Raw genomic sequence first — 25548 nt, forward strand, 5'->3', positions numbered from 1 at the left:
AATTACCTGGTTTTGGAATAGGCTAAGATCTTGGCGATAGATTCATCCGAAGGATCTTTTTTAAGCATATTCAACTGAAACTTAATGTTATCATAGAACAATAAGTCTGAACCCTCACTAAAATCGACATTTTCCTTGTCGTGTTGTGGGTAATTTAAGTTGTTAATTGAAGTAAAGGTTTCCATCATAAGCACTAGCGTGTTTTAGTTTTAATGAAAAACGTTTTTCTCATTAATTTATTTTCACATTAGTGTGGTTACTTTGTAATATATTCTTTACAAAAGGAATTCACTCAATAAATCTGCTGAAAAGGAGCTGAAATTAGGACACTTCTTTCACTTTCATCATCTTACGAAGATTGTTCAAAGCATATCTCATACGGCCTAAAGCGGTATTTATGCTCACATCAGTGAGGTCTGCAATTTCCTTAAAGCTAAGATCTGCGTAATGACGCATAATTAAAACTTCTTTTTGATCATCAGGCAATAAATGAATCATTGCCCTTAAATCAGTATGAGTTTGGTCCCTTAACATTTTATCTTCTGCACTTTCTTCATGAAACTGAAGTAAGTTAAACACATCTGTTCCATCTGCACTGGTGATTACCGGTGCTCTTTTTTCTCGTCTGAAATAATCGATGACCAGGTTATGCGCAATACGCATTACCCATGGTAAAAATTTACCTTCTTCGTTGTACCGACCGGATCTGAGTGTATTGATTACTTTAATAAATGCATCCTGAAATATATCCTCGGCCAGGTATTGATCCTTAACCAAAAGGTATATAGATGTATAAATTTTCGACTTATGTCTTTTTAAAAGCTCTTCCAAAACGGTTTCATCACCATTCAGATATAGCTTAATCAAATCTTGATCACTAAATTGCTGTAGTTTCATAGGAGTATCCTTACTAAAATCCCTTGCTGCTTGCTAAAAAAATACTTTAGTAGATGTTTTCTTCTATATGAGTTCTCCTATTAGTTTGTTTGTTAGTGGTTTGATTTCCCGTTAATATTTCAAAAGAAGCATTTTTTTATTAGAAAACCATATAAAAAGTGTTAAAAAAAATTAAAAGTGCGCTCAGAGCCTTATTTTTGCATTTACTGAAAAAACCTAATTTCTGTTATTTGGGTTATATTAGCAGTATTCTATCAATAAATCAATGAGTAGCGAAATCAATAAAGATCCACATAAAAACATTATCATAAAAGGTGCCAGAGTTCATAATCTGAAGAATATAGACGTCGCAATACCGAAAAATAAACTGGTGGTCATCACCGGAATGTCGGGTTCGGGCAAGTCTTCTTTGGCTTTTGATACCTTGTATGCTGAGGGACAACGACGTTATGTTGAAAGCTTATCTTCTTACGCCCGCCAGTTTATGGGACGTATGAATAAGCCTGATGTTGATTATATTAAAGGGATAGCTCCGGCTATTGCCATCGAGCAAAAAGTAATTACTTCAAACCCGAGGTCTACCGTAGGTACATCAACGGAGATATACGATTATTTAAAATTACTTTTCTCCAGAATTGGTAGAACCTATTCACCGGAGTCGGGTAAAATTGTAAAAAGAGATTCGGTAACAACGGTGGTTGATTTTATTTCAACGCTGGAAGATGAAAGTGTAGTTACCGTTTTTTGCCCGTTATTTCCACACAATAACAGATCCTTAAAAGAAGAACTCGCAGTGCTATTGCAAAAGGGATTCCTCAGAGTTTTGTATAAAAAGAAAATACATAAGATAGAGGAGATCCTGGAGGATAAAGATTTCAAAGATTTTGAACTTGCAGATGAACATACTGTTCAGATCCTGATCGATAGGATCGTTGTTAACAATGAAGAAGAGACTTTAAGCCGTATCGCTGATTCTGTACAAACTGCTTTTTTTGAAGGAAAGGGCGATTGCTATGTCGATTATGAAGGTAAATTAACTCATTTCTGTGATCGATTTGAGCTGGATGGAATTCGTTTCGAAGAGCCAACGCCAAACTTTTTTAGTTTTAATAATCCTTACGGTGCGTGTAAAAAATGCGAGGGTTATGGAAATGTGGTTGGTATAGATGAAGATCTGGTTATTCCTGATAAAAGTAAAAGCGTTTACGACAATGCCATCGCTCCATGGAGAGGTGAAAAGATGCGTGAATGGCTTACCAAGCTGATTCAAAATGCAGATAAATTCAATTTCCCTATTCACAGACCTTATAGCGATCTCAGCGAGAAAGAGCAAAAACTAGTCTGGACGGGTAACAAGTATTTTGGAGGTCTGGATGATTTCTTCAAAGAGCTGGAAGAACAAACGTTTAAGATTCAATATCGTGTAATGTTATCCAGATACAGAGGTAAAACCAATTGTCCTGATTGTAAGGGTTCCAGATTACGTAAAGATGCCTCCTATGTTAAAATAGGGGATAAATCTATTATCGATGTAGTATTGATGCCACTGGCAACCATTATGGATTTCTTTAGTAACCTGAAGTTGTCTGAAAATGAGCAGAAAATCTCTAAACGTCTGCTTGCTGAGATCGTAAGCAGGGTGCTTTATTTGAATAATGTAGGTTTAGGATACCTAACCTTAAACAGGCTGTCAAATACGCTCTCAGGCGGTGAGTCGCAAAGGATCAATCTGGCTACCTCATTAGGCAGTAGCCTTGTCGGCTCTATTTACGTTCTGGATGAGCCAAGTATTGGTTTGCATCCCAGAGATACCAATAAGCTGATCGAAGTATTGCAATCACTCAGAAATGTAGGTAATACCGTTCTGGTTGTAGAACACGAAGAGGAGATGATGAAAGCGGCCGATCATATCATTGATATTGGTCCGGAGGCAGGTACACATGGTGGTAATCTTGTTTTTAGCGGCACCTACGAGGAGATCATTAAAGATAAGAAGAGTTTAACTGGTCGCTACCTTTCAGGAGAAGAAAAGATTGTTGTACCTGCGATAAGAAGAACCTGGAAAGATCATGTGCTGATTAAAGGAGCAAGAGAAAACAACCTTAAAAATATAGACGTAAAAATCCCACTTGGTGTGTTTACTGTGGTGAGTGGCGTTTCCGGATCCGGAAAAACCAGCTTAATCAAAAAGATATTTTACCCGGCTTTACAAAAGGCAATCGGTAATTATTCTGGCGAACAGACCGGGGCATATGATGGCATTTATGGTAATTACGAGTTGGTAAGTCAGGTTGAAATGGTAGATCAGAACCCCATCGGGCGGTCGTCCAGGTCAAACCCTGTTACCTATGTAAAGGCATGGGACGATGTACGTGCCTTGTTCTCGGCTTTGCCGGCTTCAAAAGCTGCAGGTTTAAAGCCAGCTGCTTTCTCTTTTAATGTGGAAGGTGGACGTTGTGATGTTTGCCAGGGAGAAGGAGAGGTGAAGATCGAGATGCAGTTTATGGCTGATATTTATTTGCCATGTGAAACTTGCGGAGGTCGCAGATTTAAACAGCAGGTTTTAGATATCACTTACCAGGATAAGAATGTAGCGGATATTTTAGATCTTACTATTGAGGAGGCGGTAGCATTCTTTAGTAATGAGCCTAAAATATTACAGAAGTTGCAACCATTGGTTGATGTGGGGCTCGGATACGTTCATTTAGGGCAGTCTTCCAATACTTTATCAGGAGGAGAGGCGCAACGTATTAAGCTGGCATCTTTCCTGATTAAGGGAAATAATGCCAATAAAACGATGTTTATCTTTGATGAGCCAACAACCGGACTGCATTTCCATGATATTAAAAAGCTATTGATTGCCTTGAATACTTTAATAGAACAGGGCAATTCGATATTGGTAATTGAGCACAATATGGACATGATCAAATCTGCAGACTGGGTGATTGATATCGGTCCGGAAGGAGGCGATAAGGGAGGAAATGTTGTTTTTGAAGGAACGCCTGAAGATCTTTTAAATGTAAAAGCTTCATATACTGCGAAGTACTTGAAAGACCATATGAAACCTGCATGAGTACGATCCTAAAATCAGTGAAATCATTGTATCTTCGCCCATGCTTTTTTTAACACTTTTCCTGGGAATTGTTATAAATATGCTTGGATATATTCCCCCAGGCAATATTAATCTCAGCGTTGTTCAGATTACAATTACAAGAGGGATTCGTCAGGCTTTATATTTTATAGGTGCATTTTCTTTTGTAGAAGTCCTTTTCACCTTTGGGGTTATGCGCTTTGTGCGATGGCTTTCCAGTGAAATCAACCTCGAGAATTCCATAGATATCGTTATGATTGTCATGTTTGGAGTTTTAGGTTTAATAACCTGGAAATCCAGAAAAGAAATGCCCAAAGAAGATTATTCCAAAAAGGATAGTATCAAGTATGGTTTGCTATTGGGGGTTGTTAACCCTATGCAAATCCCATATTGGTTATTTGTGGGGACTTATCTTATAGAACACGAATGGATTGATATCGGATACCTTTCTCTTTCAATTTTCAGCATTGGCTCAGGTATAGGAGCAGGCCTGGCTTTATACGGGTTTGCTCGTTTTGCAAAATACATACAAGAGAAATTTACTTTAAGTAGCTACATCGTCAGTAAGAGCATTGCCTTATTGTTTTTTGCCTTATCGGCTTATCATATCTGTAAAGTCACTTATATCCATTGTATTAAATAAAAAATGGCCTGTGTTAAATGTAACACAGGCCATTTTTTTGCACGAAACGCTTAGTTCTTATTGAATGAGGATCACACGGATTGTTTCAGCAATTCAGGAACCTTTTTGTTGTTCCCTACAATCCAAACGATATCTTCATTCTCAAATACCATATTCGAGTCAGGATTTAGAATGCGCTCACCATTGCGCTCTATCCCTACTACCAGGCCTTGCGTTGTTTCTCTGATCCCTGAACTGCGAATGCTTTGTCCATAGATCGGGGAATTTGTATTCACTACAATTTTTTGCAAGGTCATATCTTTTTTAGGGAAGTTGGTTTCTTCCATGCTTTCATCAACACTACCTGCAAATAATTCGGTAATCATAGCCAGTTGGTTGTCTGTTCCAATAACCATCACCTTGTCGTTCGGGTAAAGTCTCTCATCTCTGCCCGGGGTAGGGATCATAATTTTTCCACGTTCAATCAGGGCAATGTTTACACCATACTTTTCCCTTATCGACAATTCGATCAAGGTATGTCCAACCAGTTTTGATTCAGGGGCAACAACTAATTCAGCAAGGTGGGTATCCCAGGGTAAAATTTCCGGTTGTGCATTTTGAGCTTCCCTTGCATTTAAGTTTAATAAAAAGCGACTCTCCAGGCGATTGTAGAAGCCCTGAAGCTTCCTTGAAAAAATAAACATGCCCGATACAATCAATACCAGGGCAATGGCGATGGCCAACCAGGTATTATAAAACTGGAAAATCAGGAAGCCGACAAAGAAAATGGCCAGGGCAATACGTAAACCTTCCAGGGCAACAAGTGGCCCCCTGGTATATTTTTTATTTAGCCATAGGTGAGCGTAAGCTTTTTTCTCAATCCTTCTGATGGCGAGTGCCCATAAAAATGGGGTCATGATGATTAAGGTCAGCACCAGACTGATCACAATTCCGTTGTCACCCGGGAAAATACCGGTAATGAATGGCTGAAGGTATCTTGAACCTAAAATAGCAATTGAAATGAGGATTACCGAGTGAATGATGGTATTGAAAGTATAAGATTTAAGCAATACCTTCCAATCGCTCAGGGTAGTAATGCCCGCTGTGCTTGAACTGTACCTGTTCAAAGCCTCAACCCATCGCTTAGGTAAGTTTCGCTCCAGAAAGAAGTAGAAGGGTTCTGAGGCTTTTATTAAGTATGGTGTGGTAAATGTTGTAATGGCCGATACTGCTACAGCAATAGGATAAAGGAAATCGCTGGTTACCTTTAGGGTTAAACCCAGGGTGGCAATGATAAATGAAAACTCACCAATCTGAGCTAAACTTAAACCAGTTTGTACCGCAGTTTTAAGTGGTTGTCCGGAAACCAGTGCGCCCATTCCTGAGCTTAAAAATTTACCAAGGATGGTAGCAATGGTAATCACCACGATAGGAACCGCATAGTCCACCAAAATGCTTGGGTCTATCAACATGCCCACCGATACAAAGAAGATGGCTGCAAAGAGGTCTTTAACGGATTTTGTTAAATGTTCTATACGTTCTGCCTGGGTTGTTTCTGCAAGGATGGATCCCATGATAAATGCACCAAGTGCAGGAGAGAAGCCAACTTTAACCGCCAACAATACCATAATTAAACACAATGCTATAGAAACAATCAACATGGTTTCATCATTCATCAGCTTTTTAGTTGCCTTTAAGAAAGTAGGCACTAAGAATATCCCCCCAATAAACCATAAAACAAGGAAGAAGCAGAGTTTCAAAATCGAAATCAGCATTTCTGCACCAGCAAACTGCTGACTCACCGCAAGGGTAGAAAGTAATACCAACAATAAAATGGCCACCAAATCTTCGACAATGAGTACACCAAATACCAATCCGGCAAATTTCTTATGTTTTACGCCGAGTTCTTCAAAGGCCCTGATGATGATGGTAGTGGATGAAACGGAGAGGATACCCCCTAAAAAGATACTGTCCATGGTAGCCCAGCCCATGGCCTTACCGGCCACAAAACCAATGATCAGCATAAACACGACTTCGACAATAGCTGTAATAGAGGCGGAGCCCCCGACTTTTACCAGTTTCTTAAAACTGAATTCAAGCCCCAGGCTAAACAGTAAAAAGATTACGCCAATTTCTGCCCATATGTGGATGCTTTCTTTGTCAGTAACGGTGGGTATAAATTCTACATGGGGGCCAACCAGCAATCCGGCCAAAATATAGCCTAAAACAAGTGGTTGTTTAATTCTTTTAAAGAGTAATGTTGTTATTCCGGCAGCAGCAAGTATTAAGCCTAAATCAGTAATTAATACTGGTAAATGTATCATATAAACGTGTGTATTGTTATGGTGTAAGTATTATCTTAAAATGGTTAGTATAAGATGTAATTACCAAAAAACATGTTTGGGGTACAGATAGTCGAAAATGAACGAGTAGCAGCAACTTAAAAAGGCGTTATAAATCTTAACTTTTAAAAGTTGAGATTGTTTGAAATATTCGGGTATGTCGAAAGACAAAGGATAATCGAATCCTGATTTTTTAAAAGTAGAATGAATAAAGGGGATATCTTCAAAAAGGATTTTTTTGAATGAAGAACCCGATTTTTTACTAAACTTATAGCGGTAAGCCTTTGTTGCAGATTTTTCTTTTACCTGCGTTCTATTCTTTGCGCTGGGCTCTTGTCCCGAAGCAAATTGCAGGGAAATCAGCTGTATAAAAACAAGAGTTAATACGCTAAAAAGAAGCCTCATTGCCGTAAATGTAGCAAAAAATGAGGATTTTTGCTACTAAAAATGGCATTAAATCAGATTAAGCCAATGTGTCGAAATAGGCTAAAGTATCTTCTTTATCTTTCTGCAGTTGTAGCTTTAATGTTTCCAGACCAGTAAATTTAACATCATGTCTTAAAAACTGAAGGAAGGTCATGGTAATATTCTGACCATAGATTTCCTGATTGAAATCGAATATATTTACCTCAATATTTCGTGTCATTCCATTAATGGTAGGCCTTTGACCGATATAAGCCATTCCTTTAAAAGACTGGCCTGACATATCAACGGTTACGGCATAAATTCCATCGGCTGGAATCAGCTTATACGTTTCTTCAATAAAGAGATTGGCGGTAGGGAAGCCTATGGTTCTGCCAATTTTATCGCCTTTTATTACTCTTCCGTGTAAAGAAAAATTATAGCCTAAATATTTGGCTGCAAGAGCCACCTCTCCATTTAAAAGGGCCTTACGTATTTTAGTCGAGCTTACTGCAACATCATTAATGTCTTGCTCAGGTATAACTTCAATTTTATAGTCGTGGATTTGAGCTGCTGCTTCCAGCTCTGGCATGCCACCAGCTCTGTCTTTACCAAAACGATGATCATAGCCTACAATTAAGTGCTTAACCCCTATAGTGTCCACTAAAATGTTTTTAATGTACTCAGAGGGGCTTAGATTGGAAAAATCTCGGGTAAAAGGAGTGATGATTAAATGATCTACACCGAGGCCAGCCAATATTTTGGCCTTCTCAGCAATGGTATTGATCATTTTTAAATCCTGGTTTTCAGGATCAATAATTAATCTTGGATGTGGGAAAAAGGTAAGGATTACACTTTCACCACCGGTTGCTTTGGCCAGTTCACAAAGCCGGTTGATAATTTTTTGATGTCCGTAATGGACGCCATCAAAAGTGCCAATAGTGACTACAGCGTTATTTAATCTCTTAAACTCTGAGAAATGATGGTATAATTTCATAAAATTAATGTAATGGCTGGCGTTTAACCACGCCACCTTTTATGTCAGCAATTTGCTGCTGTATAACAAACGCGTCGGGATCAATTTGCCGGATGGCGGTTTGTAACTTGCCCATTTCCAGTTTCGTTACAACAGTATATAAAATGTCAATGTCTTTCTTTTCACCATAACCACCTTCACCTTTATAAATGGTTACACCTCGTTTCATTTGGTTAATGATGAATTTTTTAATCTGCACGTTCTTCTCCGAAATCACAGTAACACCAGTGTATTGTTCAATACCGTTTACAATATAATCCACGGTATTCGAAGCTGATAGGTAAGTTAGGATTGCATAAAGAGCTGTGTCAATGCTCAAAAGTAATGCAGCAAAACTGAAGATTACTATGTTCAGAATCAGAATAATATTACCCACAGTAAGGGTACTTTTTTTACTGATAAACAGCGCCAGTACCTCAGTTCCATCAATCACACAACCACCTCTCATGGCTAGGCCAATCCCTCCACCCAAAAATAACCCCCCAAAAAAGGCGATCAATAATGGATCGTGCGTAATAGGTTTGAAGGGGGCAATGACTAATAAAATAGCCAAAACGGAAATGGCAATAGAGGTTTTAATGGCAAATACCTTACCCATTTGCCGGTATCCCAAAAGCACAAAAGGAACGTTAATTATTACGATGAGGTAAGACAGGTTAAATCCGGTTATGTTGCTAATCAATAGTGATATACCGGTTACTCCACCATCAATAAAACCACTGGGAAGTAAAAAGCTTTTTAATCCAAAACAAGCAGAAATAATACCCGCCGTTATTAAAAATAAGTTCTTAGTTAAGTTTAATTTCCGTGGTTTTGAATGGTGTCGCATAGCTATGCTTTTTGCTCCCTAAGATAGTCAACCAGATCTTTTACTTCAAACGCATTTTCCAATAAAAAGTTGCCGCTTCTGGTACGAACCAGTTTAGATAAGTAAGCACCGTTGTTCAATTGCTTGCCAAAATCAGAAACCAGTGACCTGATATACGTTCCTTTACTGCAAACGATTCTAAAATCAACCTCAGGTAAAGCAATTCTGGTAATTTCAAATGTAGGTACTGATACGTTGCGGATGCGAAGTTCAGTTTCTTCACCACGTCGTGCTTTTACATACAAGCGTTCGCCGTTTACCTTTACAGCAGAGTGTGCCGGAGGGTATTGTTGAATATCTCCGATAAAAGGTGCTGTAGCAGCATAAATAGCCTCTTCAGTAATCCCATCTATAGGGAATTCCTGATCAACTACTGTTTCCAGATCGAAAGAAGGGGTAGTGGCCCCTAACACCATCGTTCCGGTATATTCCTTTTCTTCTGCCTGGAAGGTGTCTATTTGTTTGGTTAGTTTTCCTGTGCAGAGAATCAACAAGCCTGTAGCAAGTGGATCTAAGGTTCCGGCATGGCCTACCTTAAGCTTCAATGGCTTTAGCGAGTTTCTGATTTTTCCTACCACATCAAAGCTGGTCCATTTATAGGGCTTGTTGATCAGTAGCAGTTCTCCCTCAGCAAAATTGAATTCAGGAAATACTTTGTTTTTTGAAGTTTCTTCTTGTTGGTCTGTCATTACAATACATTCATTTCAACCCCCGAATAATACAGCACAATTAATAGTGCGCCAATAATTATTCTGTACCAGCCAAAAATTCGAAATCCGTGTTTAGATAAAAAGCCAATAAACGATTTAATGGCTATGATGGCTACTATAAAAGCGATAAGGTTACCAAAAAGTAACAGCTTAACGTTTTCTGCATTAAGCAGATGGTAGCCTTTTAATAATTTATATCCCGTTGCAGCGCACATAGTAGGTACGGCAAGGAAAAAAGAGAACTCAGCTGCAGCATGTCTGGTTAGCTTTTGTTGCATTCCCCCAATAATGGTTGCAGCACTTCTGCTCAGACCTGGGAAAACGACTGCTAAAACCTGGAAACATCCAATCTTGAATGCAGTAGCATTAGTGATCTCATGCTCGTGTTTAACTGTCGGATTTTTAAAGAACTTATCAATAAATAACAGTACAATTCCACCCAGTAGCAAAACTACCGCAATAAAAAGTGGATTGCCTAGTGTGTTGTCGATAAAATCGTTCAATAGAAATCCAAAGAATAAAGCAGGAATCACCGCAATGATCAGCTTCACATAAAACTGCCACTTACTAAAATCAAAGAATTTTTTCCAGTAAAGGGCAACAACCGCTAAAATAGCACCCAGTTGGATGGCTACTTCAAATAGTTTTACGAAATCATCTTTACCAATTCCCATGAAGGAGCTGGCGATAACCATATGTCCTGTTGATGAAACAGGTAAAAATTCAGTTAATCCCTCTATTACGGCCAGAATAAAGGCTTGCAAATAATTCATTCAGTACTTCTATTTTTTTAAGATGGCATATACACCAAAGCCAAAGCCAAACAATACCACCAAAGGGGCCAGTAAAGTTTTTCTAAAATCATAGATGTCTGTTGTGCCGATCATCAGGATAAAGCCAAGCACAACAATTGCAATGCTGATCAATAACAGTTGATAATTCTTTTTGGTGAACACAAGTTCAACTTTGCTGCCCTGATTTTCAGGTGATGTTTTTTTCTCTGTCATTATCTGTAAAGATCGTAAATTTTTAAGTTTAAATATTTGCTCACTGCAAATGAGGTACTAATGGCAGTGATAAAGACGCCCACGCCAACAAGACTGGCTAAAATGATTCCAAACTCAGTATAGTTTCTTAGAATAATCATTTCAGGGATTTCTTTTTGTGCATAAAACAAGATGCCCAGTAAAATTAAGATGGCGATAAAAGCTGCGATTAAACCATGTAAAGCTGCCACTAAAATAAATGGCTTACGGATGAAATTGCGGGTTGCCCCAACCAACTGCATACTCTTAATCAGAAAGCGTTGTGAGTAAATTGCTAATCTGATCGTGTTGTTAATCAGCGCGATAGATATGATCAACAATATAGCGGCAAAGCCTAAAATAATCAGACCAATGGTATTGATGTTCTTGTTTACCATGTCGATCAGTGAACTTTGGTAGATCACTTCCTTTACAATTGGATTTTTAGCAATATTGGCTTTTAGTGCATCAATACTTTTATTGTTGGCATAATCAGCTTTTAAATAGACATCGATGGTAGAAAGCAATGGGTTATAACCCAGGAAATTTACGAAATCTTCACCTAAATCATTGGTTAAGTTTCTTGCAGCCATTTCTTTATTTACATAAACCGAGCTTTTAATGGCCTGATTGGCATTAAGCTCTTTCTGAAACTGCAAAATTTCGGTTTCTTTAGCACCTTCATCTACAATAATGTTCAGTACAATATTTTCTTTTACGTAGTTGGAAAGGTTTTTTGCATGCACTAATATCAATCCCAACATGCCCAGCATCAATAAAACCAGTGCAATACTAAATATTGTAGATATGTAAATGGTTTTTGTCTTCTTAGAAGCATCGCTAACTTCAAATTCTTCCATGTAATTGTTTTTATGTTCTGCGAAAATAAAAAATATAAGCAACTAAAGTACAAAGGTAGAACGTATTTTCCTTTTAATTAGTTTAAACAGTTAAACTGTGTTGTAAAATTGTCATCAGGAAAAATCTGAAAAGGTTTAAGAGCGCGATTAAAATTAGTTTGTCTTTTTCTTTTGTAGGAACCTTGCTTTTAAATTGCCTTAGGCTTGTTTTTTACTTGCCTGAGTAAAAGGAGGATAAAACAATAGCAAAAGAAAAACACTATTGCGTTACTGCTGTTCTTGTTAATTACATGATGATCTGGATCGGCTTGTTGTGTAACATTTTTGTACCAAAAGGATATTTCTTGCGTTATAGAGAGAAAAAATTCCTATTGAAAACCTTAAACATTACTCCCATGAAAAAACAAATTACTTTGGTTGTCGCTTTTTTATTGATTATTGCGAGTGTCTCCAGCTGTAAGAAAGAAGAGGCTGATAGCATTAAAAAGAATATCGTAGGCCGCTGGAAGGTGGCAAAAATTGAAACTACTATTGCGGGATCAGCAACTGTGACCTACACGGGAGTCGCATCTGATTTCTTTGAGTTTCGTAACAATGAAGAAAACGAGGTCGTAATCAGCCTTAATTCCAATAGTTATATTGGGACCTATGTTGTGGTTGTTGGCGAACGTCTTAATCTAACTTATAATGGTAAGACGCGTGATGCTCAGGTTACTTCTTCCTCGGGAAGTAAATTGGAATTTACAGCAACCGTTCAAGGTGCCACTCCTCAAACTACAGAGAAATACTACCTCATTAAATAATCGAATAGTAAATGAAACCCAAGAGGCTGCCTGGAGAATTTATCCGGCAGCCTTTTTTGTCGTATATTCGCAGGCATATCCATGGTTCAACAAGAAGATCAAGCACCTCCTTTTCGCAATCTCCTTAAGTGGATAGTCTTAGTGCTGATTGTTGGCATTGCTGCCGGAACATTGTCTGCCGTTTTTTTAACCGCTTTAAATATGGCTACTGCTTTCAGAGATCAGCACACCTGGATGTTGTACCTGTTACCTGTAGCAGGATTGATCATTGGACTGTTGTACCACCATAAGGGGAGGGAAGTAGAGCGGGGTAACAACCTGGTATTTGACACGGTGCATAACCCAAAGGATATTATTCCATTCAAAATGGTGCCCTTAGTGCTGATAGGAACTATTGTAACCCATCTGTTTGGTGGATCTGCGGGGAGGGAAGGAACTGCATTGCAGATGGCAGGTGCTACTGCCGATCAGCTGCATAAACCATTTAACCTGAATAGGGAAGATCGGGGGATATTGCTCATTGCCGGCTTAAGTGCAGGATTTGCCTCTGTTTTTGGTACCCCATGGGCTGGAATTGTTTTTGGGTTAGAAGTATTGATGTTAGCACGGATACCTGTTAAAGCTGTATTTGCAGCTGCGGCAACCGCCTTCATTGGAGCATATGTTACCGAATTATGGGGCGTAGGACATACACATTATCAGATCAGTTATATTCAGCCGCTATCCTTTAGGGCAGTGATGTATAGCGTAATGGCTGGTGTCGCATTTGGAGTAGCTGCAATTTTCTTTGTAAGGTTAACTGATGCCCTATCACATTTGTTTAAAAAGATTACTTATGCCCCGCTACGCCCTTTTATCGGAGGAATTATTGTTGTTTTGTTATTTCTTTTGCCGGGTACTTATAAATATGCCGGACTAGGCATTCCAACCATATTGGAAGCTTTTAATACAGCTGCTCAAAGTCAGGATTTCGCACTTAAAATTATCTTTACAGCCGTAACACTTGGTGCAGGTTTTAAAGGCGGTGAAGTAACACCCTTGTTTTTTATAGGAGCCACTTTAGGTAGCGCATTATCCTTGTTTCTCCCGCTTCCCGTTGGTTTACTTGCCGGAATGGGCTTTGTAGCGGTTTTTGCTGGGGCAGCCAAAACACCACTGGCCTGTTGTATTATGGCCTTAGAACTGTTTGGGATTTCATGTGGGATATATGTGGGGATCGCCTGTATCGTTTCCTATTTTATTTCAGGCCGGCACAGTATTTACAATGCACCTGAAAACAAGATGCCACGTCATTTCTTATTCGGTAAAATCAAATATTCCTTTTTTAGCAAAGCCTGATTCAGAATGATTTGAGATTTAACAAATGCCTGGCTTGTCTTATACTGGTTTTACTTTACAAAAGCGGAGAGGTTTTACTGATTTTGGTTTACAATATGTCCGATACTGAAAAGGCTTTACAGTTTTTTTGCAGATTAATAATAACTGCTTATTTCAACGACTGTATGCATGGGGAAGGACTTTGAAGTCGGGGCAGACCAGCAAGTAACGCTATTTTATAAAACAGTTTCGCTAACAACCTTTATTTCTTTATTTTCGCGCTATAAAAGAAGTAGCATTAATGGATTACCAATTTAAAGAAATAGAGCAAAAGTGGCAAAAATTCTGGGCTCAGAATCAAACGTTTAAAGCAGAAACTGATTCTGCCAAACCTAAGTTTTATGTGCTTGATATGTTTCCCTATCCTTCAGGAGCAGGATTACATGTTGGACACCCGCTTGGCTATATTGCTTCCGATATATTTTCTAGGTATAAAAGACTAAAAGGTTTTAACGTATTGCACCCAATGGGATACGATTCATTCGGATTACCTGCAGAGCAATATGCTATCCAAACTGGTCAGCACCCTGCTTTAACTACTGAGGCTAACATCAATACCTATCGTAAACAATTGGATGGAATTGGTTTCTCATTCGATTGGAGCAGAGAGGTACGCACCAGTGATCCTGAATATTATAAATGGACGCAGTGGATTTTTATGCAGTTGTTTAATTCCTGGTATAACCTGGAAACTGACCGTGCAGAAGATATCACTACGCTGATAGAGAAATTTAATGCCTCAGGAAGCGCTGATGTAAAGGCGGTATGCGATGAGGATACTAAAAACTTCATGCCTAGCGATTGGGCAACCATGACAAGTGAAGAAAAGCAGGAAGAACTGTTAAAATACCGCTTAACTTACCTAAAGGAAAGCACTGTTAACTGGTGTGCAGCTTTGGGTACTGTATTGGCTAATGATGAAGTGATAGGTGGTTTTTCTGAACGTGGCGGTCATCCTGTTGAGCAGAAGAAAATGATGCAGTGGAGCATGCGCATCTCGGCTTATGCTGAGCGCTTGTTGCAAGGCTTAAACACCATCGACTGGCCGGAGCCTGTTAAAGAAATGCAGCGCAACTGGATTGGCAAGAGCGTTGGAGCAAGTGTAAGGTTTGCTATTCAGGCTTCTGATGAGATTTCTGCACTTAGTCAGGATTATATTGAAGTGTTTACCACGCGTGTGGATACTATATTTGGTGTTTCGTATTTGGTACTTGCGCCAGAGCATGAGCTTGTTGCTGAATTAACTACACCAGCACAACAAATCGCCATCGACAATTACATCGCTCAAACGAAAAAGAAATCAGAGCTCGACCGTATGGCCGATGTTAAAACTGTATCTGGAGCTTTTACAGGAAGCTATGTCATTAACCCGGTTAGTGGCGAACGCATTCAGCTTTGGATTGCAGATTATGTTTTGGCAGGATATGGTACAGGTGCCGTAATGGGCGTGCCAAGTGGCGACCAACGCGACTGGTTGTTTGCTACGCATTTTAATTTGCCAATTGTACAGATATTAGATGCTCAACAAGATATCGAACATCAGGCTGATCCAACTAAAGAAGGAAAATACATCAATTCCGGTTTCATTAACGGAATGCACTATACAGAGGCTATTGCGACTTTAAACGCATGGCTGGAAGAAAAAGAAGTTGGTAAGGCTAAAATCAACTACCGCATGCGCGATGCCATTTTTGGCCGTCAGCGTTATTGGGGTGAGCCAATTCCTGTGTATTTTAAAGATGGTTTGCCTTATTTAATTAAGGAAGAAGAATTGCCTTTAATACTACCTGAAATTGATAAATATTTGCCAACTGAAACAGGCGAACCGCCTTTGGGCAGGGCAGAAGGATGGAAGTATGAGGATGAATACGAGTACGAATTGAGTACTATGCCAGGTTGGGCAGGTTCAAGTTGGTACTGGTACCGTTATATGGATGCTAGAAACGATTCACATTTTGCTTCAAAAGATGCAATTGAATACTGGAAAGATGTAGATCTGTATATCGGTGGTTCGGAGCATGCTACCGGTCACCTGTTGTACAGCCGTTTCTGGAACAAGTTCCTCAAAGATTTGGGATATGTCCAGGAGGAAGAGCCTTTCAAAAAACTGATCAATCAGGGAATGATTCAGGGCAGAAGTAATTTTGTATACCGTGTGGTTGATTCAGAAGGAAAGGCTACCAATACGCTTGTTTCTCATGGTTTAAAGAAAGATTATAAAACAGCAGCACTTCATGTTGATGTAAATATAGTGGAAAACGAAATTCTGGATATTGAGCGCTTTAAATTGTTCAGACCAGAGTTTGCTGATGCAGAGTTTATTCTTGAAAACGGTAAGTACATCTGTGGTGTAGAGGTTGAAAAGATGTCGAAATCTAAATTCAACGTTGTAAATCCTGATGTGTTAATCGAAAGCTATGGTGCCGATACTTTACGTATGTACGAAATGTTCTTAGGTCCACTTGAACAAAGTAAACCTTGGAACACTAACGGTATCGAAGGTGTGTTTAAATTTCTGCGTAAATTCTGGCGTTTATTCCACAATGAGAACTGGACATTCCATGTAAGTGATTCTGTACCTACTAAAGCAGAGTTAAAAGCCTTGCATAAAATCATTAAAAAAGTACAGGATGATGTGGAACGTTTCTCGTTTAATACTTCTGTATCTGCATTTATGATTGCTGTGAATGAATTGACCGACCTGAAATGTAAAAACCGTCAGGTGTTGGAAGATCTGGTTGTGACACTTTCTCCATATGCACCGCACATTTGTGAAGAGCTTTGGATGTTGTTAGGCAATGAAGAAGGAAGTTTATCTTATACACCTTATCCAATTTTTAATCCGGCTCATCTGGTTGAGGATGACTTTAGTTATCCGGTTTCAGTAAATGGTAAAACACGTTTAAACTTAAGCTTAAGCCTTACTTTAGAAGCTAAGGAGATTGAAGAAACAGTGTTGGCTAATGAAGATGTAAAAAAATATCTTGACGGTAAAGCTCCTAAGAAAGTGATTGTGGTGAAGGGTAGGATTGTAAATATCGTCTTATAAATTTGAAAAATAAGCCATTCTGTTCACAGGCTGGAACCTTTTGCCCGCTTCGCTAAGGGGGGCAAAAATTCCTAGGCCTATTCACAGAAGGCATATTTTTCTTTCAAAAGCATGGTGGCTGGTCATTTCGGTCAGAAAATATAGAAGGCTGGTATCGTTATGAAACGATACCGGCCTTTTTTGCTTTTATACGTTTGCTTAATAGCTCGTTTCTGGGATCAAGACTAAAAGTTATGGAGCTTGGATAAATCATCAACTAATTTCGGTACAGGATCCTTCAATTTGCGCTCGACTTTAGGTAACCATTGATTAAGCCTTGGTTAAGGGTTGGTTAACCCTTGGTATATCCCCAAGCTTAACCAACCCTTACTCAAAACTTTATTAACCCATACTCAAATACGAGCACATCCCTTGCACATCCCGAAAACAATGGCTATGCTTAAAAAAAGTATTCCGCTCCAAAAGTTTATGATTTGATCCCGTTTTTGTTGGTTTACGTATAATTAAATAAATTATTGATTAATATATTTAATTATTTACAGTAATGTTTGGTTAGTTTGAATGATTATAGTTAGACTTAGGTATGGAATCAGCGGTACCTCCTCGTTTATAGAAGTTACATGTCTAAAACTGATTAAAAGCAGCCAATGAAATAAAGAAATATAACAACATATCATTAATCCTAAATGAGGTATTAATTCAAGAGTCTCGATCGCAAAATTTCTGACAAATGCAAAGAAAAGAGACAGTAGGTTAATGCCCGTGACAATATTTGTTGTACTTTTGAAGGTGCACTATAGTCGCGGGCTCTATTGTAAACCCGTTTTCTAGGCCGTCAGAAAGCCCTGTGGTGCGGTATTTAGAGTTGGCTATAGTGCACATTCGTTTTATATCATGGGAAGCCTACAAACGGATACCCCTACAAAGCCTTCTAAATCCTTTTCGGGACTCATTTTTAAGTTTTAAACTAATAAAAATGAGCATATGAACAACCATCAACTGTATCTACACAACAGACCAACCGGCAGTAAAGAAGAGCTAGAAGCATTTGCAACTGAAACAATGCATTCCTTTTTCAATGATTATGACCTAAGCGAATGTCATTACAATCTTTGGCTAATGATGAAGCAATGCATTTTTGTTAAACATTGGCAATTATGCAAAGAAGAACGCGCTCAAATGGTCAACTTCTACGAAAGCTTTCATAAACTTATTCTCGCTAGTAGTATTCTCTACAACAGTCGGGAAAACGGAGAGCCTGCGAAATAAGTGTTTTCATCTGTCCCAAGTGTTCCGTTTGACCACAAAATATACCTTCTCTGAAGAGGCCTCAGGCGCTGTTGCCCTTCGCAACAGATGCCAGACTCTGAAGAGAATGGTTTATTTTGTATTTTAATAAATATTTCCACCCCAGATAAAATCAGAGAAGCTACTATTTGATAGGTTCCGCCCCAGAACGAAGTACTTATTGATATCAATGGCTAATGCCCTTTGTACAACAGTTTGTTTATCCTGTTGTACTGGTGTTTCTTTTACCTCCAGAGCAGTATCCCCGTTAAAGATAAAATCAATTTCCTGTCCTGTTTTCTTTTGATAGTATTGTATAGTCCCTTGACTTTTAAGCTGTGATGCTATGGCATTTTCAAAGATTTGTCCGCTCGATAGTTGTTCTCCTGCCAGGACATTCAATACCCCCGTATCTGCGAAGTAAAGTTTTGTCTGTTGAGAGATCTCTTTGTCAATGTTTTTTGTAAAGGGCGTTGCCTGATAAATGAAATAGGTATATTCCAATAGTTGAATATATGAGGCTATTTTTTGACGGTTTATTCCCGTAACGCTACTTATTTTGGTATAATCAACTTTATTGCCCGAGCGGGCGGCAAGAACCTTTACCAGTTTATATAAATCTTCACTTATGGAATAATCAGAGAGTAATTTTACGTCTAATTCAATATAAGAATTGATAATATCTTTTAATAATTCAATCTTATCACTGGAGTCTTCTTCAAGGACTACCTCTGGAAATCCTCCATAACGGATATACTCCGCATATAAATCTTTAAATTGGGTATACCAGGCTTCATTAAATGTACGCCAGGCATATTTTTCATAATCAGATACTACAACTTCTTTAAAACGTAAAAATTCTTTAAAACTAAGAGGGTACATTTCAAATATCCTTTTTCTTCCTGCCAGACTTTCAGAAAACTGATTTTTCATGTAGTAAGCACTTGATCCAGTGACAATAAATTTCACATTATAAGTATCGTATAGGTATTTAATCACGCTGGGAAGGTTTTCTACCAATTGTATTTCATCAAGTGCAATCAAAACCGGTTTGGAAAAATCTAGTCCCATTAATTCCAGTTCGCTTTTTAAATTTTCATAATTCTGATTATTAAAGAGAACCCTAATTTCGATTCTTTCACAGTCCAGGTACAAATAATTGCGATGATCAATGTGTTTCAAGATATATTTTACGGCTGTGCTTTTGCCTACTCTACGCATGCCTGTGATCACAGTGACTTGTTTTTTTTGACTGTGCTTCAGTAAATTAGTGTAGATATCTCTTTCTTTCATGATTCAAATATAATCAATTAGTGTTACTATTTGATTGGGTTTTCGTCAAATAGTAATACTTTGTGATTTATTTTTCATCAAATAGTAATACTATATGATTTGTTTTTCATCAAATAGTAATGTTGGGTGTGAGAATTCGGCGAATAAAGCAAGTTGAGCGAGGTGAATTCATTACTGCTACTGACTTAACAGGGGAAGCTAGTAAGTGGTAGTTGAAAAATAATTCAATTATTTTTTTAACCAATTCACCGTGGGATGGCATTTGCGCAGGATGAGTGTTCATTTGAAAACAAAATATACCTTCTCTGAAGAGGCCTCAGGCGCTGTTGCTCTTCGCAACAGATGCCAGACTCTGAAGAGAACGGTTTATTTTGTCCCCTTAATAATTACATAACCCCACTTTAACTTTAAGCTTATTTCTTCCTACTAGGTTTGCCACCGTTAAGTTCAGGAAGATCATGAAGGAATCAAATGCATTATCAGACTACAGGCTATTAGAATATTGTCGCAATGGTAATGATAAAGCATTTGACGTTATCTTTCAGCGCTACTTTAAACCGCTCTATTCTTTATCGCTAAAGTACGTTCGCAATACTGAAGTTGCAGAAGAACTCGTAATGGATCTGATGATGTGGGTATGGGAGAAGAGAGCTGTTGATTTTTGCCCGGATGGTAATCTTAAAGCTTATCTGTTTAGGGCTATACGAAATAGCATAATCAGCTATTTCCGAAAAAAGACATTGGCAACGCAACCACTGGAATTATATCATGAGGAAACCATGCAGGATTCCAAGAAGGCCGACGACAATCATGTTTATGCAGAAATAGAAGCATGCTTTCAGGAAAAGCTAAACGAGCTTAGTCCGCAGCGCCGGAAAGTTTACGAGATGAGTAGAGATGAAAATATGAGCTATCCACAAATTGCCCGGCAATTAAATTTATCAGCCAATACTGTTAAAAGTCACATGAGTTTTTCTTTAAATCACTTGCGAAAGAGTATGCATGAATACCTCGATGTTACTACTATTGTTGCACTTCTTTCCTGGTTTGTAAAATAATTCAATTATTTTTCGAGCCCCATTCACCCTACTGCTGATTTCTTGCGCTATACCTATTGAAGGAAATAGCATATGCAGCAACCCATAGATAAAGAACTACTAAAAAAATACCTTAAGGATACTTGTACGCCCTCAGAATTGCAGCGGGTTCGTGCTTATTTGCTTAGGGCCGATACCGAGGAAATTCTGCACGAACTCATCGCTGCTGAATCAGAAGCAGAATGGAATGATGCAACTAAGACGTCTTTTGTGAAAGACGATCAGATGAGGGAATGGCAGTCGAAGTTTGAATTGAGAAAAGCGGTTTTTCCTGAAACCACAACAACAGAAATTAAGACAACACCAGGCTTTTTTAAGAGGAACAACTTCCTGAAATATGCTGCGGTGTTAACTACAGTAATGTTGGGGATAGGCATCTATTCTTTGAGCAGGTTAAAAGAAAATCAGGCGACTTCGGCAGCAACTACCGCTAAATTAATAATGAAAGAATTTAGCACTGTTAAAGGACAGCGTGCAAAAATTACCCTTGCTGATGGTACCATGGTTTACATGGGGCCGGCCAGTACCTTGAAGTATCCTGAACAGTTTAAGGATTCAATAAGAGGAATTTCATTGGAAGGTGAAGCATTCTTCGAGGTAGCACATAATCCGCACAAACCTTTCATCATAGAAACACACAATATTCATACCCAGGTATTAGGCACCTCGTTTAAGGTGAATGCCATTGAAGGCCGGCCGTTTGAGGTACAGGTGGCAACGGGTAAGGTTAGGGTTGATCGTATAAATCCGGGACACACGGAGCACCTGGCAGTGCTTACGCCCGGTCAGCAGGTTGTATTAAGTAACCTAACAAGCGAGGCTGTTATTGGCCAGGTTGCCATTCAGGAGGTAAGGGATTGGAAACAATCAATTCTTGTTTTTAAGGATCAGACTTTAAGCGAAATAGCGAGACAGCTGGAGCGGGCATACGATGTTCAGTTCAGTTTCAAAAACGCGGCTAAAGCAAGAGAGGTGGTCACTGTAACCCTTCAGGACAATGTTCCTTTAAACCAAACCCTTCGGATCCTAAGTGCCGGGGCACAGTTTAAATACAGTATAAAAGGTAAAAACATCACAATTAATTAAGGAAAGGCGGTTATGACTATTTAGTTACTTAAAGCAAAACGTTCCCAATGGCCCTGGCAGGCTAAAGGGAACGCTTAGATATTTCTTCGGGCCCTCATTGTTTTGGAAGACACATAGGCACGATGAAATCACAGCCGGAAAACCGGCCTATTAACAGAGTATTTGCCCAAAGGGCAATTTTAACCCATATAACATTCAAATATATGCAAAAAGGATCAATAGCTAATCCTTCACTTTTTGTGGAACCCGGTGGTTCCAGATTTTTAAGAATAATTTATTTGCTGATGAAATGTTCATTTATCCTGTTGTTTACTAAGCTTACCATGGTAGGTATGCTGTATGCCAACACCGTAACCGGTCAGGATCTTAGCCGTAAGGTAGATCTGAAGCTGGAGGGGATGGGGATTAAAGAAAGCTTGCTGGCTATAGAGGCCAAAAGCGGAGTTAAGTTTCTGCTTCCGCAGAAGGTACTCGACATCAGCTCCAAAAAGGTAAACCTCAAAGCTCCTGATATTACAGTTGCGGAGGCCATTAAAAATGTGCTTTCCAATTCAGGCTTAAGATATAAAGTAGTAGATCATTATGTGGTAATTGAAGCCATCCCCGCCAGGCGGAGCATCACGGGCAAAGTAATTGATGCGGTGAATAAGGAGACCTTGCCGGGTGTATCTATCCGGATAAAAGGCGTGCAGGGGGGCACCACAACTGACGGAAATGGAAACTTTACTTTAACAATAGCTCAGCCCGAAGCTATTCTTGTGTTTAGTTATATGGGCTATAAAACCCGGGAAGTAAAGGTAGATAAGAATACTAATAACCTTAATGTTGCCCTTAGTTCGGCTAGTAATGCACTAAATGAAGTAACAGTACAGGCCAGGAGAAAAACCAATACCGAGGCTGCAGTTTTAGATGAACGTAAAAAAGCTTCAATTGTACAGGATGCGATATCAGCGGTACAAATAGAACGTACGGCCAGTATTACTACTACACAGGCCTTACAAAGGGTACCCGGTGTTACGGTAACGGATGATAAGTTTGTCGCTATTCGTGGTTTGGGCGACAGGAGTGTGGTTGGTCAGTTAAATGGTGTTCGTTTAGCTTCCTCTGATCCGGACAGGAGTTCGATTCCTTTCGACCTGGTGCCTGCATCCCTTCTGGATAACGTTACCATTTATAAAACAGTGACCCCGGATAAACCTGCCGATGCAGCAGCTGGTATTGTGGAGTTGAAAACCAAATCTGTACCGGATAGCATGGTGTTTAACGTGATTGTTCAATCGGGTTTTAACTCTAATATTGGTATTGGCGGACAACATAACAGCTTTTTTAATAGCGAAATGGGTTTCCTGGGAGATAAGATCAATAACAAGAATTTATCAGCTGATTTCTTAAACCTGGCTACACAATATAAAGGCGGCTTAACGCAGATTCAGAACCTGATTTCAAACAGTGGCTACAGTCCTGCAACAAAACAGGAAGTAACCCGTATAAATAACATCATGCAGGGCTTTGATCCTGTACTGACTACAAAATATAAGCAAAGTCCTTTAAACCAGCTGTATTCGGCCACTTTTGGTAATAGCTATACCCTGTTTAAAAAACATAAGATAGGGGTAATAGCCGGTGGTAACTACTACCGCCGTACTACAGATATCTCGGGCGGCGACATACAGCAGTATAGTATCTATCAGGGCGTTGTTACCGGAAATCCACAAGTAAGCAGTCCGCGTAACATACCCAATTACATTACCCCGAATAACCTGTACATGGGTAGGTACCAGACCTATAAGGAAAACACAGGTAACGAGACCTTAAACTATGGAACTTTGCTAGGTTTAACCTATCGTTTTGATGCCCGTAACGAAATCAGTATGCAGTATCTGGGCAGCTGGGGTGGAGAAACCCAGGCGACCAATATGTATGGAGCATATCAGTATACCGGCTTACCGGGTGAAGTAAAGAGTACCATTTATTCCTTAAAACAATCTTACCGTAACCTCAATACGTTTAATCTTCAGGGCGAACATAAGTTCCTGGAATCAGATTACTCTCCCAAATTAAGTTACAACATTTCTTCTTCAAAAGCAGGACAGAATGATCCCGATTATCGTTTTGTAACCCTGGCAGATTATACGCCACGCGACGGATCTTCTTATTCCCCAGCCGGATCAAACGGAACAGAACATGTTTATTCCAAACATTTGTATGCACTATCTTCCGGGTATGTAAATGGATTTGGTGCCTATGGAATTATTCAGGCGGAGCCAAATGGTCGCCGCTACAGGAACCTTTCTGAAACTAATTACAATTACAAGGCTGATTTAAGTGTCCCTTTTAAATTATTCGGACAAAAACAGGAATTTAAAACAGGGGTTAATTACCTTAACCGCGACCGTGTGTTTACCGAGAACGTGTTGTTTTTACCAGGGTCTAATTTCTCCTCAAATAAAGCCACACCATTGTATACGGTTTCTGGTAATCTGGATCGTTTGGTTGGTCCCGAAATTATTGGCATTCATGCCCCTATAGCCGGATTGGGCGAAGGTGCGAGTCCGGTTGGTGGCTTTTTATATAACAGTCAAAAATCGCCTAATAATTACGCCGGCTTCTTTGAAACCATAGCAGGCTATGCCATGCTGGATTTAAAAGTAACAAAGGACTTAAGACTTACGGGAGGTGTACGTTTCGAATCCACCAATATCCAATCGGCGGTAGATACCTCGGGCGTTTTCTTAGATCCTGCTTTGACAGCACCGGGCACCAACATCCCATTGACTTTAATGAGCCCTAACTCTGTTTACAAACCTGGCTATAAACCTTACTACTCCTTAAATACAACCTATAATTTTAAGGAAAACATGAATTTCAGGGCAGGGTTTAATACCACCTTGGCCAGACCGGAACTGAGAGAAATCACGAATGTATTTGAATTTGATGCTTTCCAGATGGGACTTGTAGTAGGTAATCCAAACCTGATCAATCAGTATACACAAAATCTTGACTTTCGTTGGGAATGGTTTCCAAACAACGGAGAGGTGATTGCCGTATCACTATTTGGTAAGCGAATCAAGAACCAGCTATACAAGGTGTTTAGCTTAAAAACCAGTGGTCTGGCTGCTACCTATCCGGAGTACCCAACCATCAGGTTCGAGAACGATCCTAACATTGGTAAGGTTTGGGGTGTAGAGTTCGAAATCGTAAAAGATCTGGGCAAGGTATGGTTTCCCCTTCGCAATTTCTTTGCGGGAACCAACCTGTTACTGGCACAAAGTGACATCAAAAAATCACCAGAGCGACTCGAAGCCAACAGATCATTAGACAGGCATACGCCAGATAACAGTCCGCTGTTTGAACAGGCGCCTTTCTCTATCAATGGTTGGCTTAATTACGACAACAAGAGGTCTGGTACCAGTCTTACCGGAACATTTAATATGGTTGGTGAGCGCCTGATACAGATTAACCTTACCGGTGAACCGGATCTGTATACCCGTCCCGTGCCTATGCTTGATTTTGTGTTTAGTCAGCGTTTAACCCGACGGATTATTTTTAAAGGTTATGCTAAAAACATCTTAAATCCGGCTGTTCAAACGGTATATGCGAACCCTGGTACAGGGGGTAAATGGTACGGCAACCAATATATTAACCGCAGTTATAAACGTGGAGGAGAGTTCATGATGGGATTCACTTATAATTTGTATTAAAG

The 25548-nt window shown here is 39.3% G+C and carries 19 protein-coding genes; 9 read left to right on the forward strand and 10 right to left on the reverse strand.

What is annotated here, in order from left to right; translation table 11 throughout:
- Positions 1 to 2 precede the first annotated feature (2 nt).
- Entirely contained in the window at positions 3 to 188 is a 186-nt protein-coding gene (locus tag B9A18_RS11210) for a hypothetical protein (RefSeq protein ID WP_084289386.1), read from the reverse strand.
- 133 nt (positions 189 to 321) lie between these two features.
- On the reverse strand, positions 322 to 897 hold the full coding sequence (locus tag B9A18_RS11215) for an RNA polymerase sigma factor (RefSeq protein WP_084289387.1): 576 nt from the start codon (positions 895 to 897) through the stop codon (positions 322 to 324).
- A 265-nt stretch (positions 898 to 1162) separates the two neighbouring features.
- Here B9A18_RS11215 and uvrA point away from each other — a divergent pair, with 265 nt between their 5' ends.
- Together uvrA and B9A18_RS11225 are read left to right on the forward strand one after the other, a co-directional pair.
- Complete coding sequence (gene uvrA / locus B9A18_RS11220) at positions 1163 to 3970, forward strand: excinuclease ABC subunit UvrA (RefSeq protein ID WP_084289388.1); 2808 nt, start codon at positions 1163 to 1165, stop codon at positions 3968 to 3970.
- A gap of 79 nt (positions 3971 to 4049) precedes the next feature.
- On the forward strand, positions 4050 to 4631 hold the full coding sequence (locus B9A18_RS11225) for a lysine transporter LysE (RefSeq protein ID WP_235005299.1): 582 nt from the start codon (positions 4050 to 4052) through the stop codon (positions 4629 to 4631).
- A gap of 71 nt (positions 4632 to 4702) precedes the next feature.
- Here B9A18_RS11225 and B9A18_RS11230 read toward each other — a convergent pair whose 3' ends face one another.
- The 7 genes from B9A18_RS11230 to B9A18_RS11265 form a co-directional block, all read right to left on the reverse strand.
- Positions 4703 to 6934, reverse strand: coding sequence for a cation:proton antiporter domain-containing protein (locus B9A18_RS11230; RefSeq protein ID WP_084289390.1), 2232 nt, complete (start codon positions 6932 to 6934; stop codon positions 4703 to 4705).
- Positions 6935 to 7415: 481 nt separating this feature from the next.
- Positions 7416 to 8351, reverse strand: coding sequence for a bifunctional riboflavin kinase/FAD synthetase (locus tag B9A18_RS11240; RefSeq protein WP_084289392.1), 936 nt, complete (start codon positions 8349 to 8351; stop codon positions 7416 to 7418).
- 4 nt (positions 8352 to 8355) lie between these two features.
- Complete coding sequence (locus B9A18_RS11245; protein ID WP_084289393.1) at positions 8356 to 9219, reverse strand: YitT family protein; 864 nt, start codon at positions 9217 to 9219, stop codon at positions 8356 to 8358.
- Positions 9220 to 9221: 2 nt separating this feature from the next.
- Positions 9222 to 9947 (reverse strand): tRNA pseudouridine(55) synthase TruB, encoded by a 726-nt coding sequence (truB, locus tag B9A18_RS11250; RefSeq protein WP_084289394.1) that lies wholly within the window; start codon positions 9945 to 9947, stop codon positions 9222 to 9224.
- On the reverse strand, positions 9947 to 10741 hold the full coding sequence (locus B9A18_RS11255; protein WP_084289395.1) for an undecaprenyl-diphosphate phosphatase: 795 nt from the start codon (positions 10739 to 10741) through the stop codon (positions 9947 to 9949). Before B9A18_RS11255 ends, truB begins: the two co-directional genes overlap by 1 nt.
- A gap of 9 nt (positions 10742 to 10750) precedes the next feature.
- Positions 10751 to 10975, reverse strand: a complete 225-nt coding sequence (locus B9A18_RS11260; protein WP_084289396.1) for a DUF3098 domain-containing protein — start codon at positions 10973 to 10975, stop codon at positions 10751 to 10753.
- Entirely contained in the window at positions 10975 to 11853 is an 879-nt protein-coding gene (locus tag B9A18_RS11265) for a cell division protein FtsX (RefSeq protein WP_084289397.1), read from the reverse strand. The genes B9A18_RS11260 and B9A18_RS11265 overlap by 1 nt, the downstream gene beginning before the upstream one ends.
- A gap of 395 nt (positions 11854 to 12248) precedes the next feature.
- Here B9A18_RS11265 and B9A18_RS11270 point away from each other — a divergent pair, with 395 nt between their 5' ends.
- From B9A18_RS11270 to B9A18_RS11285, 4 genes are all read left to right on the forward strand, one after another.
- The gene (locus B9A18_RS11270; RefSeq protein WP_084289580.1) at positions 12249 to 12656 is read left to right on the forward strand and encodes a hypothetical protein; all 408 of its coding nucleotides are present in this window, start codon (positions 12249 to 12251) and stop codon (positions 12654 to 12656) included.
- A gap of 81 nt (positions 12657 to 12737) precedes the next feature.
- Positions 12738 to 13994: a chloride channel protein gene (locus B9A18_RS11275; RefSeq protein ID WP_084289398.1), complete on the forward strand. Its 1257-nt coding sequence runs from the start codon at positions 12738 to 12740 to the stop codon at positions 13992 to 13994.
- A gap of 280 nt (positions 13995 to 14274) precedes the next feature.
- A complete protein-coding gene (gene leuS, locus B9A18_RS11280) occupies positions 14275 to 17082 on the forward strand; it encodes a leucine--tRNA ligase (RefSeq protein WP_084289399.1) in 2808 nt (935 codons plus the stop codon).
- A gap of 984 nt (positions 17083 to 18066) precedes the next feature.
- Positions 18067 to 18351, forward strand: coding sequence for a hypothetical protein (locus B9A18_RS11285; protein ID WP_084289400.1), 285 nt, complete (start codon positions 18067 to 18069; stop codon positions 18349 to 18351).
- Positions 18352 to 18474: 123 nt separating this feature from the next.
- Here the strand turns inward: B9A18_RS11285 and B9A18_RS11290 are convergent, their stop codons facing one another.
- Positions 18475 to 19662: an ATP-binding protein gene (locus tag B9A18_RS11290; RefSeq protein WP_084289401.1), complete on the reverse strand. Its 1188-nt coding sequence runs from the start codon at positions 19660 to 19662 to the stop codon at positions 18475 to 18477.
- Between the two features lie 458 nt (positions 19663 to 20120).
- On the opposite strand from B9A18_RS11290, the gene B9A18_RS11295 reads away from it, so the two are divergent.
- The 3 genes from B9A18_RS11295 to B9A18_RS11305 all read left to right on the forward strand — a co-directional run bounded on the left by B9A18_RS11295 (position 20121) and on the right by B9A18_RS11305 (position 25546).
- Positions 20121 to 20720: an RNA polymerase sigma factor gene (locus tag B9A18_RS11295; RefSeq protein WP_084289402.1), complete on the forward strand. Its 600-nt coding sequence runs from the start codon at positions 20121 to 20123 to the stop codon at positions 20718 to 20720.
- 72 nt (positions 20721 to 20792) lie between these two features.
- On the forward strand, positions 20793 to 21845 hold the full coding sequence (locus tag B9A18_RS11300) for a FecR family protein (protein ID WP_084289403.1): 1053 nt from the start codon (positions 20793 to 20795) through the stop codon (positions 21843 to 21845).
- A 203-nt stretch (positions 21846 to 22048) separates the two neighbouring features.
- A complete protein-coding gene (locus B9A18_RS11305) occupies positions 22049 to 25546 on the forward strand; it encodes a carboxypeptidase-like regulatory domain-containing protein (protein ID WP_084289581.1) in 3498 nt (1165 codons plus the stop codon).
- The last annotated feature ends 2 nt before the right edge of the window (positions 25547 to 25548 follow it).

The sequence above is a fragment of the Pedobacter nyackensis genome, assembly GCF_900176505.1.
Classification (GTDB): Bacteria; Bacteroidota; Bacteroidia; order Sphingobacteriales; family Sphingobacteriaceae; genus Pedobacter; species Pedobacter nyackensis.